At 32.1% G+C, this 24,853-nt stretch carries 14 protein-coding genes; 2 read left to right on the top strand and 12 right to left on the bottom strand.

Features of this window, described 5'->3' with window-relative positions:
• Window positions 1-1,173: a glucose-1-phosphate adenylyltransferase gene (locus tag ACWOBP_RS00505; RefSeq protein WP_455336994.1), complete on the bottom strand. Its 1,173-nt coding sequence runs from the start codon at window positions 1,171-1,173 to the stop codon at window positions 1-3.
• A gap of 27 nt (window positions 1,174-1,200) precedes the next feature.
• Window positions 1,201-3,054 (bottom strand): 1,4-alpha-glucan branching protein GlgB, encoded by a 1,854-nt coding sequence (glgB, locus tag ACWOBP_RS00500; protein WP_455336993.1) that lies wholly within the window; start codon window positions 3,052-3,054, stop codon window positions 1,201-1,203.
• A 333-nt stretch (window positions 3,055-3,387) separates the two neighbouring features.
• On the opposite strand from glgB, the gene ACWOBP_RS00495 reads away from it, so the two are divergent.
• Window positions 3,388-5,238, top strand: coding sequence for a glycoside hydrolase family 13 protein (locus ACWOBP_RS00495; protein WP_455336992.1), 1,851 nt, complete (start codon window positions 3,388-3,390; stop codon window positions 5,236-5,238).
• Between the two features lie 283 nt (window positions 5,239-5,521).
• Here ACWOBP_RS00495 and ppc read toward each other — a convergent pair whose 3' ends face one another.
• From ppc to yaaA, 5 genes are all read right to left on the bottom strand, one after another.
• Window positions 5,522-8,212 carry a phosphoenolpyruvate carboxylase gene (gene ppc, locus ACWOBP_RS00490; RefSeq protein ID WP_455336991.1) on the bottom strand — a complete coding sequence of 897 codons (2,691 nt, stop codon included), beginning with the start codon at window positions 8,210-8,212 and terminating at the stop codon, window positions 5,522-5,524.
• 501 nt (window positions 8,213-8,713) lie between these two features.
• Window positions 8,714-11,161: a DNA gyrase subunit A gene (gene gyrA / locus ACWOBP_RS00485; protein ID WP_371452751.1), complete on the bottom strand. Its 2,448-nt coding sequence runs from the start codon at window positions 11,159-11,161 to the stop codon at window positions 8,714-8,716.
• A gap of 16 nt (window positions 11,162-11,177) precedes the next feature.
• Window positions 11,178-13,094: a DNA topoisomerase (ATP-hydrolyzing) subunit B gene (gyrB, locus tag ACWOBP_RS00480; RefSeq protein ID WP_294681793.1), complete on the bottom strand. Its 1,917-nt coding sequence runs from the start codon at window positions 13,092-13,094 to the stop codon at window positions 11,178-11,180.
• A 40-nt stretch (window positions 13,095-13,134) separates the two neighbouring features.
• A complete protein-coding gene (gene recF / locus ACWOBP_RS00475; RefSeq protein ID WP_455336990.1) occupies window positions 13,135-14,271 on the bottom strand; it encodes a DNA replication/repair protein RecF in 1,137 nt (378 codons plus the stop codon).
• The gene (yaaA, locus tag ACWOBP_RS00470; protein ID WP_003144994.1) at window positions 14,261-14,476 is read right to left on the bottom strand and encodes a S4 domain-containing protein YaaA; all 216 of its coding nucleotides are present in this window, start codon (window positions 14,474-14,476) and stop codon (window positions 14,261-14,263) included. The genes recF and yaaA overlap by 11 nt, the downstream gene beginning before the upstream one ends.
• Window positions 14,477-14,853: 377 nt before the next feature.
• Here yaaA and ACWOBP_RS00465 point away from each other — a divergent pair, with 377 nt between their 5' ends.
• Window positions 14,854-15,672: a phosphotransferase gene (locus ACWOBP_RS00465; protein ID WP_455336989.1), complete on the top strand. Its 819-nt coding sequence runs from the start codon at window positions 14,854-14,856 to the stop codon at window positions 15,670-15,672.
• A 104-nt stretch (window positions 15,673-15,776) separates the two neighbouring features.
• Here the strand turns inward: ACWOBP_RS00465 and rplT are convergent, their stop codons facing one another.
• The 5 genes from rplT to rpoB all read right to left on the bottom strand — a co-directional run bounded on the left by rplT (window position 15,777) and on the right by rpoB (window position 24,751).
• Window positions 15,777-16,136 carry a 50S ribosomal protein L20 gene (gene rplT, locus ACWOBP_RS00460; protein WP_003144917.1) on the bottom strand — a complete coding sequence of 120 codons (360 nt, stop codon included), beginning with the start codon at window positions 16,134-16,136 and terminating at the stop codon, window positions 15,777-15,779.
• 63 nt (window positions 16,137-16,199) lie between these two features.
• Complete coding sequence (gene rpmI, locus ACWOBP_RS00455) at window positions 16,200-16,394, bottom strand: 50S ribosomal protein L35 (protein WP_003145690.1); 195 nt, start codon at window positions 16,392-16,394, stop codon at window positions 16,200-16,202.
• A gap of 26 nt (window positions 16,395-16,420) precedes the next feature.
• On the bottom strand, window positions 16,421-16,948 hold the full coding sequence (gene infC, locus ACWOBP_RS00450; RefSeq protein ID WP_003145601.1) for a translation initiation factor IF-3: 528 nt from the start codon (window positions 16,946-16,948) through the stop codon (window positions 16,421-16,423).
• Window positions 16,949-17,183: 235 nt separating this feature from the next.
• Entirely contained in the window at window positions 17,184-20,864 is a 3,681-nt protein-coding gene (gene rpoC, locus ACWOBP_RS00445) for a DNA-directed RNA polymerase subunit beta' (protein WP_294682174.1), read from the bottom strand.
• Between the two features lie 71 nt (window positions 20,865-20,935).
• On the bottom strand, window positions 20,936-24,751 hold the full coding sequence (gene rpoB, locus ACWOBP_RS00440) for a DNA-directed RNA polymerase subunit beta (protein WP_455336988.1): 3,816 nt from the start codon (window positions 24,749-24,751) through the stop codon (window positions 20,936-20,938).
• Window positions 24,752-24,853: the final 102 nt, after the last annotated feature.

The following is a 24,853-nucleotide window of genomic DNA, read 5'->3' as shown; positions in this document are numbered from 1 at the left end:
TTATTTTCCCTCTACTTTCCTATTATCCTTTACAACTTCATCTCTACCGATTACCGTTATTTGTTCTTTTCCTAAGGTAATGTCTCTGTGGCCAACTTCTACATTTTCTTTAACTATCGAACCTTCAGCAATAATCGAATTATAAACTTTAGCACCTTTTTCTATTAGAACATCTTTCATTATTATGCTTCCAACTATCTCTGCTCCTTCTTCGATTCTAACACCTGAAGAAATAATAGACTCAGAAACAGTACCATAAACAGCAGTACCATCAGAAATCATTGAATTTTTAACATTTGCACTATGACCCAAGTATTGAGGCATAGCCCCTTCATGACGATAATAAATTCTCCATAGTCTATCATCAATATTGAAGTTTTCTTTATTTTTAATAAGGTCCATATTAGCTTCCCACAAGCTTTCTATTGTTCCCACATCTTTCCAATATCCGTAGAATGGATAAGCATATATATTTTTACCCTCATTTAACATCATTGGAATAATATTTTTACCGAAGTCTTTCTCACTATCTTGATTCTCTTCATCTCGAATCAAGTATTCTCTTAGTTGTTGCCAACTAAAGATATAAATTCCCATAGAGGCTTTTGTTGATATCGGATTTTCTGGTTTTTCTAGAAACTCAGTTACTTTTAAATCTGAATTTGTATTCAAAATTCCAAAACGACTAGCTTCTTCGATAGGAACATTAATATGTGCAATTGTTAAATCTGCTCCTTTTTGTTTATGGAAATCTAACATTTCTTTGTAATTCATTTTGTAAATATGATCTCCTGATAAGATAAGTACGTATTCAGGATTATATTGCTCTATATATTTGATATTCTGATAAATAGCATTCGCTGTTCCTTTGTACCACTCTCCTGTTTTACCTGCAGTATACGGCGGAAGAATTGATAGTCCTCCGTCCATTCTATCTAAGTCCCATGGTTGACCATTACCCATGTATGAGTTAAGCTCAAGTGGCATAAACTGCGTTAAAACCCCCACTGTTGAAATTCCAGAGTTCGCGCAGTTTGATAATGGAAAATCAATAATTCTATATTTTCCACCAAAAGGTACAGCTGGTTTAGCCATATCTTTAGTTAATACTTGAAGCCTCGTACCTTGTCCTCCTGCTAGTAGCATAGCTACTACTTCTTTTTTTCGTGCCATAAATTTGACCCCCTTCTTCTAAACTTATTATTTCTTTTCTATATACATCGTCGTATAAGGTGGTATATTTATACTTAAAGTATATTTAAATTCATTTTTCTTTTTATTAATAGTTTTTAAATTTCTATTTGTTATTGCTATTCCATCATATTTTTTTGCATCTGAATTCAATGCTATTTTGTAGCTTCCCCAAGTATCTACTCCAATTTCATAATGTTCCAACACTTGATTCGAAAAATTACTTACCACTAATACTTCCTTACCTTTTCTATCTTTACGAGAAAATGCAAAAACATTATTATTGCTATCATCCACAACATGCCATTTAAATCCATCCCAATCATTATCATTTTCCCATAATGCAGGTGTAGATTTATAGTATTTGTTAAGCTCTTTTACATATCTATGTGTGAATACATGTTTAGGATAAAGCATTAATAACCAATCTAATTCTCTTTCTTCATCCCATTCAATAAATTGAGCAATATCAGTTCCCATAAATGTTAGTTTTTTACCAGGATGTGCATACATATACCCTAAAAACGCCTTGAAGTTTCCAAACTTATCTTCGTAAGGAACTGGACTTTTATCTAATAGCGATTTTTTACCATGTACCACTTCATCATGTGAAATTGGTAGGATAAAGTTTTCCGAAAATGCATAATGCATTGAGAAAGTAAATTTGTTATGTACTCCTTTTCTGAAGAAAGGATCTGTTTCTAAATAATCAAGACTGTCATTCATCCATCCCATATTCCACTTAAAGTCAAATCCTAAACCACCATGTTCAACAGCAGCTGTTACTTTTGGATAACTTGTCGATTCTTCTGCTATCATAGAAACACCTGGATAGTTTTCTTTAATATAAAGATTTAAATTTTTTAAGAAATCAATTGCTTCTAAATTTTCAAATCCTCCGTGAATATTTCTTGCAGATTTATCTTCATCTCGACAGTAATTTAAAAATATCATCGAACTGACGGCATCTACTCTAATACCATCAATATGATAATCCTCAATCCAAGAAATTGCACTTGATTTTAAAAATGATTTTACTTCATTACGACCATAATCAAAAACTCTAGTTCCCCAACCTTCATGTTCCATCTTTCTCGTATCAGAATACTCATAACAATGTGTTCCATCAAATTCATACAATCCATGTGCATCTTTTGTAAAATGACCTGGTACCCAATCTAAAATTACACCTATATTATTTTGATGACAACAATCAACAAAATACATAAAGTCTTCTGGCGTTCCATATCTTGATGTCGGTGCAAAATAACCTGTTACTTGGTATCCCCAGGATTTATCATAAGGATATTCTGTGACTGGAAGTAATTCTATATGCGTATAATGCATCTCTTTAACATAATCTACTAAAGTATGTGCTAATTCTCTATAACTTAATTCCCTACCATTTTCATGATGCTTCCAAGAACCTAAATGCACCTCGTAAACATTCATTGGTCGATGATAAGGAACCTCCCTAGATTTCATCCATTTACTATCCTTCCACTCATAGCTAGGTAGTGAATAAACTTTTGAAGCAGTTAAAGGTCTAGTTTCCGCATGTTTTGCATAAGGATCTGCCTTCCACAATTCAGTCCCACCTTTAGTAACTATTACATATTTATATGCATCATATTGATTGATACCAAAAAGTTCAATTTCGTAAATTCCTTTATCATTAGCTAATTTCATCTCATTAGCATGAGGGTTCCACGAACAAAACTCACCAGTTACAAATACCTTTTTCGCATTCGGTGCCCATACTCTAAATGTACATTTATCTCCATCTAAAAACGAACCTAAAAATTTATGGCTGTGGTAATTAGTTCCTTCATGGAATAAATATTCCGCCATATTATTATTCACTAAATAACCCCCTTCCCAATAAAAGTAAACGTTTACTTTTATAAATAAAAAAATTTAATTATGCAAAGAATAAATAATAAAAATAGTTTATATTATAACTAATTATTTCTTTATTTTATACTTATAGTATAACATAAACCATTATTATTGTAAATGTTTTCTTTATAGTTTCATTCTAAACAATTGTACCCCTTACATTGCTTTTATATTAATTATTTTCTGTTTTTTTATAAACGCAATATTTACTTTTAAATACTTTTATATTAAAATAAAAATGATTAATTTTGAAAAATAAATTAATGATGAAAATTTTATATTTCGGAGATGAAAAGTATGATTAGATTTAATCCAGTAAAAAATAAATACCCTCAGGGGGCTTTAAAAAACAATGATAATTTTTACTTTGAAGTATTCGTTAAAGATGATTTTTACTTTAATGACTTTAAAATAATTATTAAAAATGAATATACGGGCGAACTTATTTCTAAGAGTTTAGAGTTTAAAGAAAAAGCTAAAGATAACTACTCTACTTATCATGTAACTTTTGAACCATTTAATACCGGTCTTTATTTTTATCATTTTGAAGTTCACTTTGATAGTTTTTATGTTTACTTAAAAAACGATAAACTTGATTCCAAGTTAGTAAATAGCAAAGATGAATTACCTGATTGGCAGTTGACAGTTTACGATAAAAACTTCACTACACCAGATTGGTATAAAGGTTCTATAATGTATCAAATTTTCCCAGATAGATTTAAACGTAGCGAGAAATATACTGCAAAAGTCGCAAAAAATGAAAATGTGAGAATTAGACATGAAAATTGGAATAGTATTCCTCATTCATCTATTACTCATGAAAATTATGGCGCTAAAGATTTTCTAATGGGAAATTTACTAGGTATTGAGGAGGAGAAAGAATATTTCAAAAAATTAAATATTGAAAGTATTTATCTTAATCCAATTGTTGAAAGTCCGGAAAACCATCGTTATTCAACTTCAAATTATTTTAATATTGATCCTTATTTTGGAACTAATGAACAATTTGAAAAGTTCTGTAAAGACTTTAAAGATGATAATATTAGAATCATACTAGATGGTGTATTTAGCCATACTGGTTCAGATAGTATCTATTTCAATCGATATAATAATTATGACAGTATCGGAGCTTATAATTCACAAAGTTCACCATATTATTCTTGGTTTAATTTTATAAATTTTCCTAACGAATACCATTCATGGTGGGGATTTGATAACTTACCAACTGTAGTTAAAGAAAATAAAGAATACAGCGACTTTATTAATAATAAGGATAGTGGGGTTGTCAATTTTTGGCAAAAACTTGGAATTGCTGGATGGAGACTTGATGTTGCTGATGAGTTTCCTGATGAATTTTTAGATAGAATTCGTGAAAGTGCGAAATACTATGACAAAGATGCTCTAATCATCGGTGAAGTTTGGGAAGACGCAACTAATAAGATTTCATACAATACTCGTCGTCGTTATTTCTTAGGAGATCAACTTGATAGCGTTATGAACTATCCTTGGAAAAATGCAATTATTAATTTTGTAAAAAATAAAAATGCAGAAGATTTTACACTTGAAATCTTAAAACTTGTTGAAAATTATCCTCGCCCAGCTCTTGATGCTGTTATGAATTTATTAGGAAGTCATGATACAGAACGAGTATTAACTATGCTAGCATTCGATAATCCTGAAGATGTTCCTGTTCACGAAAGACCTACATATAAAATGTCTGACAATCAATACACTAAAGCTAAAGAACTCCTTAAGTATGCTAGTTTCATTCAGTTTACTCTACCAGGTGTTCCTTGTATTTACTATGGTGATGAAATCGGGATGTACGGCTTCAGAGATCCATATAATAGATTAGGATTTACTCATGATAAAAAAGATGAAGACTTATTAAATCACTATATTGAATTATCAAACTTTAGAAATAAAAATAAAGATGATTTTATTACAAACTTCGAATTTATTTATACAAATAACAAATGTGTTGCATATAGACGAAATAATGTTCTTTGTATTGTAAATCTTGATTCTAAAGCTCATTTTATTGAGAATTACTCTGGAGAAAAACTATTTGGAAATAACGGAATCTTTTCTACTCCATTCGGAACAGTTGTTCCACCTAGTAGTTATGTTGCTATGAAAATTAAATAATTAAAAACACACAATTCTTAAAAATAAGGATTGTGTGTTTATTTACATCTTCATAATTTATCGCTAAATTATATCTAGTTAAGCATTAAATTTTTTGAAAAAGAACTGGGCCAAAAGTACTAAAATTTAACAATATTGATATGAGAACTCATAGACGCAGTGGTTTATTGATATCTAAATTCTCTTTGTAAAAGCTTTTAGATATCTAATAAACTGTATGGGAGGGACTCGATAAAATCTTGTTTCTTAAGAAATCGCGATTTTTGAGTCACTCCATTTTTTATTATCCTGAGTTTCTAAGTCCTGTAGCAACTCCATTAATTGTTATATGAATTGTATTAATTTGAGATTCTGGTAATTTACCTTCTCTAGAACGTTTAATTAACTCTAATTGAATTAAGTTTAATGTATTAAAGTACTGTAACCTGTTTTCTAAACTTCGAGTTAAATAAGTATTATCTTCTAAGAATTCTTTATGTTCTGAAATTTCTAAAACTACTTGTTTTGTTAAATTCCATTCTCTTAAGATTTCTTCATATACCTGTTTAGTTTCCTCTTCTTTACATAGATTTGCGTATTCTTTTGCTATATCCATGTCAGATTTTGACATAACCATATCTACATTTGAAAGTAATGATGTAAAGAATGGCCATTCTTTATACATTTTACGAAGTTTTTCAATATTTCCTTTATCTTTGTTTATAAAGTTTGAAAATGCTGTTCCCACTCCGTACCAACCAGGAAGCATAATTCTACTTTGTGACCATGAGAATACCCATGGAATTGCTCTTAATCCACCGATATCAGTAATTTTCTTACGTGACGCTGGACGTGAACCGATGTTTAAACTTGAAATTTCTTTAATTGGTGTTGCTTCAAAGAAGTAATTATAGAAGTTAGGATTTTCAAATACTAGTTCTCGATATTTGTTATAACTATCTTCTACTATTTCATCCATAATAACTTGGATTTCAGGTATATCTCTGATATCTGTATTCACTTTATCAGCATTCATTCTTTGAATTACGGCTGAGAATAAGGCCTCTAAGTTATAGTATGCCGCATCACTGTTTCCATATTTAGCTGCGATAATTTCACCTTGTTCTGTAAGACGTATTCTATCTTGTACACTTCCTAAAGGTTGAGAAATAATCGCATCATAACTTGGTCCACCACCTCGACCAACAGTCCCACCACGACCGTGGAAGAATGTGACTTTAATATTGTGTTTTTCTCCTAGTGATGATAACTCTTGTTGAGCTTTATAAAGTGACCATCCAGATGATAGATATCCACCATCTTTATTACTATCTGAGTATCCTAACATAATCTCTTGATAACTTCTATTATCTCTTACCCATTTTTTCACGATATCTAAGCTTAAATATTTATCCATTACTTCATATGAATTTTCTAAATCTTCAATTGTTTCAAATAATGGTACAAGTTGTAATCTTGCAAAGTCACTTCCCACTAATCCAACCTCTTTTAGCATAATTGCAAGTTCTAATAAGTCAGAAACACTTGTTGTATGTGAAATAATGTTTTGTTTAATAACATTATCCCCAAGTTTGTCTTTTAATTTTCTAGCTATTCTAAATATTGCTAATTCTTTTCTTAATTCTTCTGATTGTTTGTTTTCATCATTTATACTTAGTGGTCGTGGATCTTCTTTTAATTGTTTTAATAGCAGTTCACATTTTTCTTCTTCACTTAGTGAACTGTAGTCTTTTTCGATATTGGCACTACTTAATAATTCAGCCACTGATGCTTCATAGACACTTGAATCTTGACGCATATCAATACTCGCTAAATAAAATCCAAAGATTTTAACCACATTAAGTAATTCTTCAAATTCGCCAGTTACTAATATTTCACCTTTGTTTTCTAATAATGATTTTTCAATTATTGTTAAATCATCAATAAATTCATCAGCTGTAAGATATTTATCTTCAAGTTCTTTATCTTGTAATAAATACTCTCTTGTGTTTTCAAGTTTTTCTTTAATGTACGATATTGCTTTTCTGTATAATTCTTTTTCTCTATACTCAGAAGTATCACTTGAACGATTTGCTAATTCTTCTAGTTCTTTACTTCCTTTAGTAACATGAGAGGACATTGAGAATGTTCTGTATAAACTATTTAACTTTTCAATATAATACGTTGTAATAAGCTCACATTGCTTCATAGCTGATAAATTTAATGTTTCAGCTGTTACAAATGGATTTCCATCACGGTCTCCACCAATCCACATTCCCATTGTTATAGGTGTTTCATTTTTTAATTCTATATTATTTTCTTCTAATAATAATTTATACTCAGTCATTAATTTTGCAATTGCTTTAATAAATGATAAGTTATAATACTCTAATACGTTTGTAATTTCGTTAGCTACTTTTAATTTTTTCTCACGAATAATATCACTTTGTGTTAATATTTCAATGTGTTTTTGAATTGCGTTTTTCCATTTTCTTTCATTGATTAAACCATTTTTTACATCACGGTGTTTTCTTAATAAAGTATGAAGTTTTTCTGTTAAATCAAGAACTGTTTTACGTTGAACTTGTGTTGGGTGAGCTGTTAATACTGGTACTACATTAATATTTTCTAAGATATTTTTATCTTTAATATTTTTAATAGACTCAGATAATTTACCTACATATGATTCACCTATATTATTTTTATAGTTAACTTCATAAGCTAGATCGACATCTTCAGCTATGTTAATTAATAATGGTAAAATTGAAAAGAAATTTGCAACAATTTCCATTTCTTCTTGAGTTAAATCTTTGATAATAAGATTTAATTTTTCGTAATTTTTTTCATCTGCTAATGCTTTTAATTCTACAATTTTTTCAAATGTATCTTCAGAAATCATTTTCTGTGTAGCTTTTAACAGCATTTCTGTAAGAATTTGAATCTCTTCTTGTATAATATTCTCATTCACATTGCTTTCTAATCTTGTGTTTTGCATTTAGTTACTCCTTGATAAGTTTTTTACTAATAAAGTATATTTATCAGTTTTAACTACATATTCCATTATAAAACTTTTTTTCTAATAAAACAATGAATTTTGGCCATTTTTTTTATATTCTTAATTATTTTACTAACTTTTTTTAAAAATCTCTTTTTATTGTTCTTATTTTACTGTATCTAATTATTTTCTTTAACTTATAAACCTTTATTATATTATAATTTTTACATCAGGGAGTGACCCAAAAGACTTAAATTTTAACAAAGTGTATATGAGAACTCATAGACACAGTGGTTTATTGATATCTAAAATCGCTTTATAAAAACTTTTTAGATATCTAATAAACTGTTGCGGGGATGACTCGACAAAATCGACTTCTTCGAAATCACAATTTTTGAGTCACTCCCTATTTAATACTTTATTTTCATAATAAAAAAAGGTAACTTTATAAATAGTGAAGTACTACTTATAAAGTTATCCTTATTTTTTATCTAAATATTCCTATTCGTCTTCGTAGCTTTCTTCTTTAGCTGCTAAAGTTACAGTCGCTACTTTTTGATCATCAACTAGGTTAATAACTTTAACTCCAGTCGCTGTTCTTCCTAATGTGCTGATTGTAGAAACATCTATTCTAATAATAATTCCTTGATCAGTCATTATCATTAAGTCTTCATTTCCTGCGATTGATTTAACCGCTACAATCTTACCTGTTTTCTTCGTAACTTTTGCTACTTTAACACCTTTTCCTCCACGGTTAATTACATTGAATTCCGTAGATTTAGAAATTTTTCCAATACCATTTTCTGTTACTGTTAAAATTTTCTTAGATTCATCGACTACTTCCATACCTACAACGTAGTCATCTGGAGAAAGTGTAATACCTTTAACTCCACGACTTACACGTCCCATTGTACGAACTTTTTCAGCATTAATTCTAATTGCTTGTCCATTTGCTGTAACGATCATAATATCTTGATCATCTGTAATTCTTTGAACATCGATTAATGCATCATCTTCATCAAGTTTAAGGGCAATCTTACCTTTCTTAAGAATACTTGCGTAATCTCCTAATTTAGATTTCTTAATGATACCATATTTAGTTGAGAAGATTAAGTTTGTATCTTCTTCTTGTAAATCAGAAATTGCAATAATAGAGTTTACTTTTTCTTCTTTTTCAATCTCTAATAGGTTAATAATCGGTATTCCTTTAGATTGTCTACTCATTTGGTTAATTTCATAACCTTTAAGAGTATAAACCTTACCTTTATCTGTGAAGAATAGGATATGATCGTGAGTTGAACAACTTAGCATGTAAGCTACGTTATCCTCATCATTTGTAGTCATACCGTTTACTCCACGTCCACCACGTCCTTGTGATTTATATGTACTTGCAGCAAGACGTTTAATATATTGGTTATGAGATAGAGTAATTATGATTTGTTCTTTTTCAATTAAATCTTCGTTCTCAATTTGATCTACTTGTCCTTCAATAATTACACTACGACGTTTGTCTCCAAATTTTTCCTTAACTTCTAATAACTCATCTTTAACGATTTGAATTACACGTTCTGGTTTAGCTAGAATGTCTTCTAAGTCAGCGATAAGTTCCATAAGTTTACTATATTCTTCTTCAATCTTATCACGTTCTAAACCTGTAAGTCTTTGAAGACGCATATCTAGAATAGCTTGGGCTTGAATTTCAGTTAATCCAAATTGATCAATTAATCCTGCTTTCGCTTCTTCTGCAGTTTGAGATCCACGAATTAAACTAATAATTCTATCGATATTATCTAGAGCAATTCGTAACCCTTCTAATATGTGAGCACGAGCTTGTGCTTTTTTAAGATCGAATTTAGTTCTTCTAACTACTACTTCTTTTTGGTGCTCTAAGTAGTAGTAAAGTACTTCTTTAAGATTTAATAACTTAGGTACTCCATTTACAAGGGCAATCATGTTAACACCGAATGAACTTTGTAATGGTGTTAATTTGTATAAATTGTTTAAAATTACGTTACTATTAACATCTCGGCGTAATTCAATTACAATTCTAATACCTTTTAAGTTACTTTCATCACGAAGGTCTGTAACACCTTCAATTTTCTTATCACGAGCTAGTTCAGCAATTTTTTCAACTAATTTCGCTTTATTTACTTGATAAGGAATTTCTGTAATAACAATTCTTTCCTTACCATTTTTCATTTGCTCAATTTCAGTTTTACCACGCATAATTACAGAACCACGTCCTGTTGTATAAGCCTTAACTATCCCACTACGTCCTAATAAGAATGATCCTGTTGGGAAGTCAGGTCCTTTAATTTTAGACATTAATTCAGCAATTGTTATTTCAGAGTTATCAGCTAATGCGATTACCCCATCGATAACCTCACCTAAGTTATGAGGTGGAATATTAGTCGCCATACCTACAGCAATACCGCTACTTCCGTTAACTAATAAGTTTGGAATTCTTGCTGGTAATACTTTTGGTTCTTGTTTTGTTCCATCGTAGTTATCTTGCATATCAACAGTATCTTTGTTAATATCACGTAGTAACTCAGAAGCTATTTTACTCATTCTAGCTTCAGTATAACGCATCGCAGCAGCACCGTCTCCATCAATAGAACCAAAGTTCCCTTGACCATCTACTAAAGGATATCTACTATTGAAATCTTGTGCTAAACGTACAATTGTTCCATATGTTGCAGAGTCACCATGAGGGTGATACTTCGCCATAACTTCCCCTACAACGAAGGCACTTTTTTTGTAAGGTTTGTCATATGTTAACCCTAAATCATTAAAAGCATAAAGTATTCTTCTATGAACTGGTTTTAACCCGTCACGAACATCTGGTAATGCACGCGATACAATAACACTCATTGAATAATCTAAGAATGAATTTTCAATTTCAGTTGTTATGTTTCTTAAGGTAATATTATTTTTATTATCTTCCATGTTCTATCCTTTCTTTCTAAATGTCTAAGTTTATAACATTTAGCGCATTATCTTCGATAAATTTACGTCTTGGTTCTACTTTTTCACCCATTAATGTATCAAAAGCAGCATCTGCTCTTTGAGCATCATCAACACTTACTTGGTACATTAAACGGTGTTCTGGATCCATTGTTGTATCCCATAGTTCTTCTGCGTTCATCTCTCCAAGACCTTTGTATCGTTGAACAGTGTACTTTTTATCTCCAGCATGTTCTTCAATATTTTGTTTCAGTTCTTCTTCTGTGTGGCAGTAGAATTCTTTCTTCCCTACTTTTAATCCATATAGAGGTGGTCTAGCGATATATACATATCCTGCATCGATTAATTCTCTCATATATCTGAAGAAGAATGTTAATAATAATGTTCTAATGTGACTTCCATCGACATCGGCATCGGTCATAATAACGATTTTGTGATAACGAAGTTTATCGATGTTTAATGTTTCACCAATACCCATACCGATAGCTGTAATTAATGAACGAACTTCATCGTTAGCTAATACCTTATCAATTCTAACTTTCTCTACGTTCAGAATTTTACCTTTAAGCGGTAAAATAGCTTGGAATTTACTATTACGTCCAAGTTTTGCACTTCCTCCCGCAGAATCCCCTTCGACTAGGAATAATTCACATTCAGCTGCATCTTTACTTGAACAGTCTGCAAGTTTTCCTGGTAGATTAGTAAACTCTAAAGCATTTTTACGGCGCGTAGATTCACGAGCTTTTTTCGCTGCGATTCTCGCACGTGATGCTTGAAGTCCTTTTTCAACGATTATTTTCGCTGTTTTTGGATTTTCTAATAAGAATCTATCTAATTCTTCAGAGAATAGCTTATTAGTAATAGTACTCATTTCTGAGTTACCTAATTTTGTTTTTGTTTGTCCTTCGAACTGTGGATTTGGGTGTTTAATAGAGATAATCGCAACAAGCCCTTCACGAACATCATCACCTGTTAAAGATTCTTTATCTTTAATAAGTTTATTCTTTTTACCATAAGAGTTAATAATTCTTGTAAGTGCAGTTTTAAATCCACTTTCGTGAGTACCACCCTCATGCGTATTAATGTTATTTGCATAACTTAAGACATTATTTGAATATCCAGTGTTATATTGCATTGAGATTTCTACTTCTTTACCATCCATCTCACCGTGAACATAGATAGCTTCATGTAAAGCATCTTTATTCTCATTTAACATCTCTACATATTCTAATAATCCACCTTCATAACAGAAAGTTTCTTCTTTTTCTTGTCCTGCTCTTTCATCTTTAAGAATAATTGTTATTCCTTTGTTTAAGAAAGCAAGTTCTCTAATACGTGTTCTTAAAATATCGTATTCATATACTGTCGTTTCTTGGAAGATTTCTGGATCTGCTTTAAAACGAATAGTTGTTCCAGTTCTATCAGTATCTCCAACTACAGTAATGCCTTGAACTACATCTCCTCGCTCAAATTTCATACTGTGAATTTTTCCATCACGATGAACAGAGGCTTCTAAGTTAGTTGACAAAGCATTAACTACACTGGCACCAACCCCGTGAAGACCACCAGATACTTTATATCCGCCGCCTCCGAATTTACCACCGGCATGTAGTACTGTAAGGATTACTTCAAGTGCAGGTTTACCTGTTTGTTCTTGAATATCTACAGGAATCCCACGACCATTATCCTCTACTCTTATCCAATTTCCTTCTTCAATTGCTACTGTTATCGTATTACAATATCCAGCTAAGGCTTCATCTATTGAGTTATCTACTATTTCCCAAACAAGGTGGTGTAGACCTTTACTAGATGTAGAACCGATATACATACCTGGTCTTACCCTAACAGCTTCTAATCCTTCAAGGACCTGAATCTGATCGGCATTATATTCTTGTGTTTTTTTATTTTCTACCATGATTTTTCCTTTCATTTTAGTAAATTCATAAATAAATTTTCTAGACTATTTCACTAATGTTTCCATTCTCTATTTTGAAAACTTTAGCTTTTCTTAATAAATCTTCTTTAATATCTGATATTGAAGGTGTCGTAATGAATGTTTGCACATTTTCATTAATTGCATCTAATAATTTCAATTGTCTATTTTTATCCAGCTCACTTAGCACATCATCCAATAGTAATACAGGATATGTTCCTGTTTTTTCTTTTAGATAGTTTATTTCAGCAAGTTTAAGTGATAATACTATACTTCTCTGTTGACCTTGGGATGCATACATTTTCGCATCAAGATCATTTATATAAAATTCTAAATCATCATGCTGTGGTCCAATTTTTGTACTACCTCGCATAATATCATCAAAAGATTTCTTCATCATGACTTTAGTCAAGTTCTCTTCAGTAAAGAACTCATCGTTCATTTCTGAAATATTCAATGCATCTAATACTGAACTTTTATATTTAATTTTTAAAGTTTCTTGCCCATTAGATATATTTAACATATTTTTATATGTTAACTTAGAAATATCTTGAACAAATGACACTCTCTCTTTTGTAATGTATAGTGCTACTTTCGCGAGTTGAGATGTAAGAGTTTCTAGATACGCTAGAGACATCTCATCTTTCGGATTCTTCCTCATATCTTTTAAATATGAATTACGTTGTTTTAAAAGATGTTGATACATTAAGTAGTATTTATGATAAATACGTGAAAATTGATAGAATTCACGATTCATGAATTCTCTACGTAATGATGGAGAACCTTTAACAATCTGCAAATCTTCTGGAGAGAAAAGAACAACATTTAGTTCACCAACAAAATCAGTTAGCTTAGTTTTCTTTATTCCAGCAATCTTTGCACTTTTACCTTTATTATTAATTCCTAACATTATGTCCAGATCTTTATCATTCTTATTCACGATACAAGACATAGCTGTTGCTGTTTCTCCAAACATAATACACTCGCTATCACTTTTTGTTCTGTAGCTTTTCCCAAGTGCCAAACAAAAAATAGACTCTATAATATTAGTTTTTCCATTCGCGTTGTTTCCTACTAAAACATTAAGCGAGGGATGTGCATCTATATTCGTAGATAAATAATTTCGAAAGTATAATAATTTTAAACTTTTAATTTTCATTAATTATTATAAATTCGTTTCCTTCTAATTTTATTACATCATTTGAATATAATTTTTTCCCTCGTCTGTTTTCTAGCTCTCCATTAAGCTCGACTTCTACTTCTTGTAAAAAGTATTTAGCTTCTCCTCCTGAACCTATAAAACCTTCTAATTTTAAGAATTGAGCTAATGTAATATACTCACTATTAATAAAAACTTCTTTCATTTCACACCTCCTATGATATTTAAAAATGAAACTCTGTGTATATAAATATATTTTATACATTATAATTATATCAAATTTCTTGTTTTTTTTCAACAATCACCATTTTTTTTATAAATTTTTAATTTAAAATATCTATATATACCAGGTATTTTTAAAGATTAGTATCAATTTAAGTTCACATAAATAATATAGTGTATATTTATAAATTTATTTCAAGCCTAATGGAAATATATTATGAAAAAAAATAGTATTTTAATAAAAATTCGAAAATTAAATTTATAAACAATGTAATCGTTTTTCTTTCAACTTTAGTTAGTTTATTATATAATTATAGTGAAAAAGGATTTTATATTTCAGAAATTAAGGAGGATATTGATATGTACAATTTAGATAAATTAGAAAAAATCTTAAATGAAAAAGTAATCTCACTAGAAGAAACAAGTTATGGAATTACTAATAAAAATTATATTATTACAACAGATAATAATAAATATTTCTATAGAACTTCTAAAGATTCTACAAGTATTGTAAATAAAAATAACGAAAAAGAAGCTATTAGTCTTCTTGCCGATGAGGATTACTTTCTTAAACCAATATTCTTCAACAATGATAACCTAATTACAGAATTTCAACCTAATCCAAAAACATTTATTTCACAAAGAAAATTATCAAGTATTATAAGAATAGGAAAACTTCTTAATAACTTTCATTCGAAAAAATTTCAAGCTGAGCATATGTTTGATCCTGTTAAGCAATTTTATAATTATTATAACCAAATTGATGAAAAACAGAATATTCTTGAACAATATTTGTACATCATAGCTAATTTTAAAGAGTTCTATGAGCCTGACAGACTATGTCACAATGACTTAGTTGAAGGTAATTTCTTATTTACAAAAGATAAATTATACTTAATAGATTTTGAATATGCTGGATATAACGACTATTACTTCGATATTGCGAGTTTTATATCAGAAAATGATTTGAACTATGAAGAAACAATCACCTTCTTAAAAGCGTATTTTAGCGAAAAAGATTGCCGTTATGATAAATTAGATGTATTCTTACAGTTTTGTGATTTATTATGGTACACATGGGCTATTTTATTATACGAAAAAAGAAATGAAGAAGTGTACAATGAAATCGCTCAAGCAAAACTCCATAGATTAAATAACCCTAGAAAAATAGTCTATTAATGAATAAAACACCTTAAAGAGCCGAAAAATGACTCTCTAAGGTGTTTAATTATAAAAAAAGAATACTTACAAAATTATGCAAGTATTCTTTAAATTTTCTTTAATTATTTAGCTAAAGCTGCTTTAGCTTGTTCACAAATGCTTGTGAATGCTGCTGCGTCGTGGATAGCGATTTCTGATAACATTTTTCTGTTAATATCGATTCCAGCAACTTTAAGTCCATTCATTAGACGGCTGTAAGATAATCCATTTAATCTTGCAGCTGCATTAATACGAACGATCCATAATCTTCTGAAGTTACGTTTTGTTTGACGACGGTCTCTGAAAGCATACATTCCTGATTTCATTACTTGTTGCTTAGCAACTTTGAATAATGTATGTTTTGAACCAAAATATCCTTTAGCTAGTTTTAAAACTTTTTTACGGCGACGACGAGTCACAGTTCCACCTTTAACACGTGGCATATCTAATTCCTCCTTATGTATAACTTAAATAAGTATTTACGCTATAATTAATCTTCTTTAATATTATTTAACTAATAAAGTTCTAATACGTTTGTAATCACCACGAGATACTAATGAAGCTTTACGTAAGTGACGTTTTTGTTTAGTAGTTTTTCTTGAAAACCAGTGAGAAGTATAAGCACGGCTACGTTTTAATTTACCGCTAGCTGTTTTTTTCACACGTTTTGCTAAACCACGGTGAGATTTCATTTTTGGCATTATCAAATTCCTCCTATATTAAACCTTTATTTCTCTTTTTTTGGTGCTAGAACTAAGAACATACTGCGACCTTCCATTTTAGGTTTTTGTTCGACAGTAGCTATATCGCTAGCTTCGTTAGAAAAGTTTTCTAAAACTTTCTGTCCAATTTCTTTGTGGGTGATTGCTCTCCCTTTAAAACGAATAGAAACTTTAACTTTGTCTTCTTTTGCTAAGAATTTACGTGCATTTTTCAACTTAGTTTCGAAATCGTGTTTTTCAATTGTTGGAGATAATCTTATCTCTTTTGTTGTTACGATTTTTTGTTTCTTACGTGCTTCTTTTTCTTTCTTTTGTTGTTCAAATTTGAACTTACCGTAGTTCATAATTTTAGCAACTGGTGTTTTAGCATTTGGAGCTACTAGAACAACATCTAAGTTCATACGCTCTGCAATTTGCATTGCTTCTGCCTTAGTTTTAACTCCTAATTGTTCTCCATTTTGACTAATTAAAAGAAACTCTTTCGCTTTAATACCTTCATTTACTTGTGCAGTATCTTTACTAATGATCAGCACCTCCTATTTATAAATTTCATTAAATACTAAAAGCATTAAAAAAAACTGAGTGCAAAACACCCAGCATAAAATTCTACATTTCATCTACATAAACCTGAACAATCAACATTGGCAGGTGAGAAACGGGTGCTTCTACTTTTGTATTCAACATTATCTATTTTACATACTTTTTATAGATTTGTCAATAGGAATATAAGATTTTTTTATATTCCTATTAACTTTTCTATGTTCTAAATTAAATAGATCCTAATTCTTCGTGTAATTCTTCTTCAATTGGTCTACTTAATTCGTTATCCATTTCTAATTCAAGTTCATTTTCAACTTTGATATCTACGTCATTGTATCTTGGCATTCCTGTTCCTGCTGGAATTAGCTTACCAATAATAACGTTCTCTTTAAGTCCCATAAGTCTATCAACTTTTCCTTTAACTGCTGCGTCTGTAAGAACACGAGTAGTTTCTTGGAATGAAGCTGCAGATAAGAAACTTTCAGTCTCTAATGAAGCTTTAGTGATACCTAGAATTACAGGCTTAGCTGTGGCCATGTTTCCACGTACCGCAAGGATTTTTTTGTTTTCATCTGTGAATTTGTGAATATCAACTAATGAACCTGGAAGTAAGTCAGTGTCTCCAGCATTGATTACACGTACTTTTCTTAACATTTGACGTACCATAACCTCAACGTGTTTATCACTGATTTCTACCCCTTGCATACGGTAAACTTTTTGTACCTCAGTTAATAAGTAACTTTGTACTGCTTCTAAACCAGCAATTGATAGTAATTCTTTTGGTTCAATAGAACCCTCAGTTAAAGCTTGACCACGTTTAACTTTGTCATCTTCTTTAACTAACATACGGCTTGCACCGTAGTCTTGATATTCTCTTTCTTCACCGATTTCACTTAATACGTAAATTCTACGTACATGATTATTATCGATTTCAACTTTTGTAACTGTTCCATCTACTTCTGAGATTAATGCCTTACCTTTTGGATTACGCGCTTCAAATAACTCTTGAATACGAGGTAACCCTTGAGTGATATCGGCACCGGCAACCCCACCTGTGTGGAACGTACGCATTGTAAGCTGTGTACCAGGTTCTCCGATAGATTGAGCGGCAATTGTACCAACTGCTTCACCAACTTCTACTTTTTCACCTGTAGCTAAGTTTTTACCATAACATTTCTCACAAACTCCATGACGAGAGTTACATGTAAATGCTGATCTGATTACAACACTTTCGATTCCAGCTGCTTCAATTTCTTTAGCTGTATCTAGAGTGATTAATTGACCATCTTCAACGATAACTTTTCCTGTCTCTGGGTGAACCACAGTTTCTTTACTGTATCTACCTTCAAGACGTTCTTGTAAGCTTTCGATTTCATCTGTTCCATTTTTAAGTGCTGCAACTCTTAATCCACGAGATGTACCACAGTCGTTTTCACGAACAATAACATCTTGTGCAACGTCTACAAGACGACGAGTTAAGTAACCTGAGTCGGCTGTCTTAAGCGCTGTATCGGCAAGACCTTTACGCGCACCGTGAGAAGAGATGAAGAACTCTAATACTGTTAATCCTTCTTTAAATGATGAACGTACAGGCATTTCCATGATACGTCCTGATGGAGATGCCATCAGACCACGCATTCCGGCTAACTGAGTAAAGTTAGACGCGTTACCACGGGCTCCAGAGTCACTCATCATATAGATTGGGTTAGTAGCTGGAAGAGAGTCCATAAGTTGATCTTGGATGATATCTTTTGCTTTTGCCCATTGAGCAATAACGTTTTGATATCTTTCTTCTTCAGTTAATAGACCACGTCTGTATAATGTTGTGATTTTATCAACATTAGCTTGCGAGTCTGCTAAAATTTCATATTTATTAGGTAAGACGAATACGTCACTTACCCCTACTGTAATACCAGCTCTTGAAGAGTATTTGAATCCTAAATCTTTCATTCTGTCTAACATCATAGATGTTTCAGTAATATGGAATCTGTTAAAGATTTCAGAAATGATTTTCGATAAGAAACCTTTTTTGAATGGTGTTACAGCTTCTTGTTCAGCAATGTATGCTTTTAATCCACCTTCTGCAAGATCAGATGGTGATACGAAATATTTATCAGGAGTCGCTGATTCTAAATTATCTTTTGTAGGTTCATTTAGATAAGGGAATCCTTCTGGTAATATATCGTTAAAGATTACTTTACCAATTGTAGTAACAAGTAATTTTTTGTTTTGTTCTTCTGTGAACGTTGGATTTTCAAATGATTTAGCCGCGATACCAACACGTGTGTGAAGGTGAATATATCCATTTTGGTATGCTATTCTTGCTTCATCGGCATCTTTGAAAATCATACCTTCCCCTACTGCTCCAGGTCTTTCAAGTGTTAGGTAGTAGTTACCTAATACCATATCCTGAGATGGAGTAACTACTGGTTTACCATCTTTAGGGTTAAGGATGTTTTGAGCAGCTAGCATTAACATACGTGCTTCTGCTTGTGCTTCTTTTGATAAAGGTACGTGAACGGCCATTTGGTCACCATCAAAGTCGGCGTTAAACGCTGTTGTAACAAGAGGGTGAAGACGAATTGCACGTCCTTCCACTAAGATTGGTTCGAATGCTTGGATACCTAGTCTGTGAAGAGTCGGGGCACGGTTAAGTAATACTGGGTGCTCACGAATAATATCTTCTAAGATATCCCATACATGATCTTCCATTCTTTCGATTTGGTTTTTAGCATTTTTAATGTTATTAGCTAACTCACGTTTAACTAATTCACGCATTACGAATGGTTTGAATAATTCAAGTGCCATTTCTTTAGGTAATCCACATTGGTACATTTTTAGGTTTGGACCAACTACGATTACTGAACGTCCAGAGTAGTCAACACGTTTACCTAATAAGTTTTGACGGAAACGACCGTGTTTACCTTTTAACATATTAGATAATGATTTTAATGTTCTGTTACCAGGACCTGTTACAGGACGACCACGACGTCCGTTATCGATTAATGCATCAACTGCTTCTTGTAACATACGTTTTTCGTTTTGTACAATTAGCCCTGGTGCTTTAAGTTCGATAAGTTTTTTCAGACGGTTGTTACGGTTAATTACACGTCTGTATAAATCGTTTAAGTCACTTGTTGCGAAACGTCCACCGTCTAATTGAACCATAGGTCTTAATTCAGGTGGAATAACTGGTAGTACAGTCATAATCATCCATTCTGGTTTATTGCCAGAGTGTTTAAACGCTTCGAATACTTCAACACGTTTGATGATTTTTACAACTTTTTGACCAGATTTATAGTTACTTTCACTTAATTCTTTAAGTTCATTTTTAAGGTCTTTAAGTTCTTTTTCGATATCTAACTCAGCTAATAGATCGCGAATTGCTTCAGCTCCCATTTTAGCTACAAACGAGTTTGCTCCAAATGTGCTACGTGCTTCACGTACTTCACGTTCTGAAACAATTTGTTTCTTCATGAAGTCAGTTTCACCTGGATCAATAACAATGTAAGAAGCAAAGTAAATTACTTCTTCCAATTGTCTTGGGCTAAGGTCAAGTAGAAGACCCATTCTACTTGGAATACCTTTGAAATACCAAATGTGGCTGACTGGGGCAGCTAATTCTAAGTGCCCCATTCTTTCACGACGAACTTTAGCTAAAGTTACGTCAACCCCACATTTATCACATTTAATGTTTTTATATCTAACTCTTTTGTACTTCCCACAAGCACATTCCCAGTCTTTTGTTGGACCAAAAATTCTTTCACAGAATAGTCCATCATTTTCTGGTTTTAAAGTTCTATAGTTAATTGTTTCAGGTTTTTTAACCTCTCCATAAGACCAACTTCTGATTTTTTCAGGAGAAGCTAAACTAATTTTCATATATGCAAAATTATTTACGTCTATCAAGGAGCATACCTCCTTTATTTTTTTGTATAAATGCCTTGAATAGTTCTTTGTGATTAATTGTAAAATTTATATTATTCTTCATCAGTATCATCTTCAACGTCTTCATACTCATCTGTATCTGACATTAAAAGACTAGCCAATGCTTGATATCCTGAAGTTTCTTCACTTGATTCTTCTTCAACATCTTCTTCTGAATCAGATAGAATTAAGTTAGCTAAACTTTGATATCCATTTTCAGTGTTTTCTTTTGAAGCTTTTTCTGTTTCTTTTACTTCTTCTTCATTGTGGTTGTGATGGTGTGATTCGTGGAAATCAATTGTATCTCCTAAATCTATATCACCCATGTCTACTTCGTTATCTTCATTATCCATTACTCTGAAGTCCATACCTAGTGCTTGAAGTTCTTTCATAAGTACTCGGAATGATTCAGGAACTCCTGGACGTGGAATATTTTCACCTTTAACGATAGCTTCGTATGTTTTAACACGACCATTAGTGTCATCTGATTTGTACGTTAAAATTTCTTGAAGAGTATATGCAGCACCATAAGCTTCAAGTGCCCATACCTCCATCTCACCAAATCTTTGTCCACCAAATTGAGCTTTACCTCCAAGTGGTTGTTGTGTTACTAATGAGTATGGTCCAATTGAACGAGCGTGAAGTTTATCATCAACCATGTGTGCAAGTTTAATCATATACATTACACCTACAGATACACGGCTGTCGAATGGTTCACCTGTACGTCCATCATAAAGAACTGTCTTAGCATCTTTAGCCATTCCAGCTTCAGCAACTGTAGACCAAACATCTTCATCAGTAGCACCATCGAATACTGGTGTTGCTACGTGGATTCCTAGTTGTTTAGCAGCCATACCTAAGTGTAGCTCTAATACTTGTCCAATGTTCATACGAGATGGAACCCCTAGTGGGTTTAACATTACGTCAACTGGTGTACCATCTGGTAGGTAAGGCATATCTTCTTCTGGTAAGATATTTGAGATAACCCCTTTGTTACCGTGACGACCGGCCATTTTATCCCCTACACGGATTTTACGTTTTTGAACGATAAATACACGTACAAGTTCATTTACACCGTTAGGTAATTCAGCACCATCTTCACGTTTAAAGATTTTAACATCAGCAACTACTCCATCAGCACCGTGAGGTACACGTAATGAAGTATCGCGTACTTCTTTAGATTTAGCTCCAAAGATAGCATATAATAATTTTTCTTCTGGAGTTTGTTCAGTTAATCCTTTCGGTGTAACTTTACCTACTAAGATATCTCCATCTTTAACTTCAGCCCCAATGCGGATAATTCCACGTGCATCTAGGTTTCTAAGTGCATTTTCACCTACGTTTGGAATTTCACGAGTAATTTCTTCTGGCCCAAGTTTAGTATCACGAGCATCTGTTTCATATTCTTCTACGTGAATAGAAGTATAAACATCATCTTTTACAAGACGTTCACTCATGATAACAGCATCCTCATAGTTATATCCATCCCAGTTTACGAATGCTACTACAAGGTTTTTACCTAAAGCTAATTCTCCTTTATCCATAGATGGTCCATCTGCAAGAATATCTTTAGGTTCTACTCTATCACCAACTTTAACAATTGGTTTTTGGTTGTAAGCTGTAGAGTGGTTAGAACGTACGAATTTGTGAATTACGTATGTATCTAAATCCCCTTTAATTTCTTTACCTTCTAGAGTTTCAATACGACGTACTTTAATTTTCGCTCCATCAACATATTCAACGATACCAGGGTATTTAGCGATAACAGCCGCTCCTGAGTCACGTGCTGCAAGGTGCTCCATACCTGTACCAACGAATGGTGCTTCTGTAATCATTAGAGGTACTGCTTGACGTTGCATGTTCGCTCCCATTAGAGCACGGTTAGAGTCGTCATTCTCTAAGAACGGAATACATGCTGTGGCAGCAGAAACTACCTGTTTAGGTGATACATCCATGAAGTTCATCATTTCGCGAGGTTTAACTGTGTTATCCCCTCTGAAACGACATACTACTTCTTCATCTACGAAGTAACCTTTTTCATCAACATTAGCAGTTGATTGTGCTACAACATATTTATCTTCTTGATCAGCTGTTAAATATTGTACGTTTTCAGTTACGTATGGACGACCTTCTCCATCAAATTCAACTTTTCTATATGGAGTCATAATGAATCCAAATTCATTTATACGAGCAAATGATGAAAGTGAGTTGATAAGACCGATATTTGGTCCCTCTGGTGTTTCAATCGGACACATACGACCATAGTGTGAGTAGTGAACGTCACGAACTTCCATCCCTGCACGCTCTCTTGTTAAACCACCAGGCCCAAGTGCAGATAAACGACGTTTGTGAGTAAGCTCACTTAATGGGTTTACTTGGTCCATGAATTGTGAAAGTTGAGAACTTCCAAAGAACTCTTTAATAATTGCTGTAACTGGTCTTACGTTAATTAATTGTTGTGGAGTAATTTCATTTGTATCTTGAATACTCATACGTTCACGCACAACACGTTCCATACGAGAAATACCTACACGAATTTGGTTTTGTAATAATTCACCAATACAACGTAGACGACGGTTACCAAGGTGGTCAATATCATCTACACGCCCGATTAATTCAAATTCAAATCCATCGCTATTTCTACGAGTTCTAATTAATAATAGGTAGTAGTTAATACTTGCTACGATATCAGCAATTGTTAGTGTTAGAACATCTTTATTAGGTGCTCCATTACCAATTACGTGTAATACTTGATCATCAGTTAATTCATCGATATCGAAGTCATTCCCTACTTTTACTTGGTTTACAATTTTGAATAATTGTAATTTAAGACTGTCGCTTCCATCAAGACTTTCATTCATATCGAACTCTACTACGTTAGCTGTAGTTCCTAATTCTTCATAAATTCCATCAATGATTTCACGTGTCAACTTAGTACCTTTTTCTACTAAGATTTCTCCTGTTTCTGTATCAACGATTGGTTCAACTAGAATTTGGTTTTCTAGACGTTCACCAACGTGAAGTTTGTTATTTAATTTATAACGTCCTACTTTAGCAAGGTCGTATCTTCTTGGATCGAAGAATCTACCGTGTAAAGTCGCTTTGGCAGTTTCTACGTTAGCTGGTTCTCCAGGACGTAATTTATCATAAATTACTTTTAACGCAGTTCCTGTGTCTAGGTTTTCATCTTTTTCTAATGTGTTTAATAGTTCTGTATCTTCTCCGAATAATTTAATAATTGATTCATCAGATTCAAAACCTAACGCTCTAATAAGCGTTGTTAAAGGAATTTTTCTAGTTCTGTCAATACGAGCATAAACTAATCCCTTAATATCTTTTTCAAATTCCAACCAAGCTCCTCTGTTAGGAATAACAGTTGTTTTATAGGCATTTGGAATATTTTTAACTTTAAGTTTGTCATCTTCTGTAAAATATACAGAAGGCGAACGTACTAATTGAGATACAATTACACGTTCTGCACCATTGATGATAAACGTTCCAGTTTCAGTCATCAACGGTAATTCACCCATAAATACTTCTTGTTCTTTAATTTCGTCACGTTCTTTATTAATTAAACGTACGCGCACTCTTAAAGGTGCTGAATATGTAGCGTCACGTTCTTTAGACTCATCAACATCATATTTAGGAGTTCCTAATTTATAGTCGATAAATTCTAAACTTAATTTATCATTATTACCCTCTATTGGTGATACATCTTTAAAAACATCTTTTAGACCAGTTTCTAAAAATTTATCATAAGATAAGGTTTGAATTTCAATTAAGTCCGGTAAATCAATTACCTCTGATATTCTAGCATAGCTACGTCTTTGTCTGTGCTTACCAAATTTAACTTTTTGCAACTGTGTCACCTCTCAGCTTTTCTCTTAAAAACTAAAAAGAAAATATATACATTTTCTCTTACTTACTTATATAATTTTGGCAATTCTATCTAAAAGAAAATAGAATTACTT

It is taken from the genome of Gemella parahaemolysans, from assembly GCF_053758945.1.
Note: the sequence above shows the minus strand (reverse complement) of the source record. Positions and strands in the feature narration are given on the sequence as shown.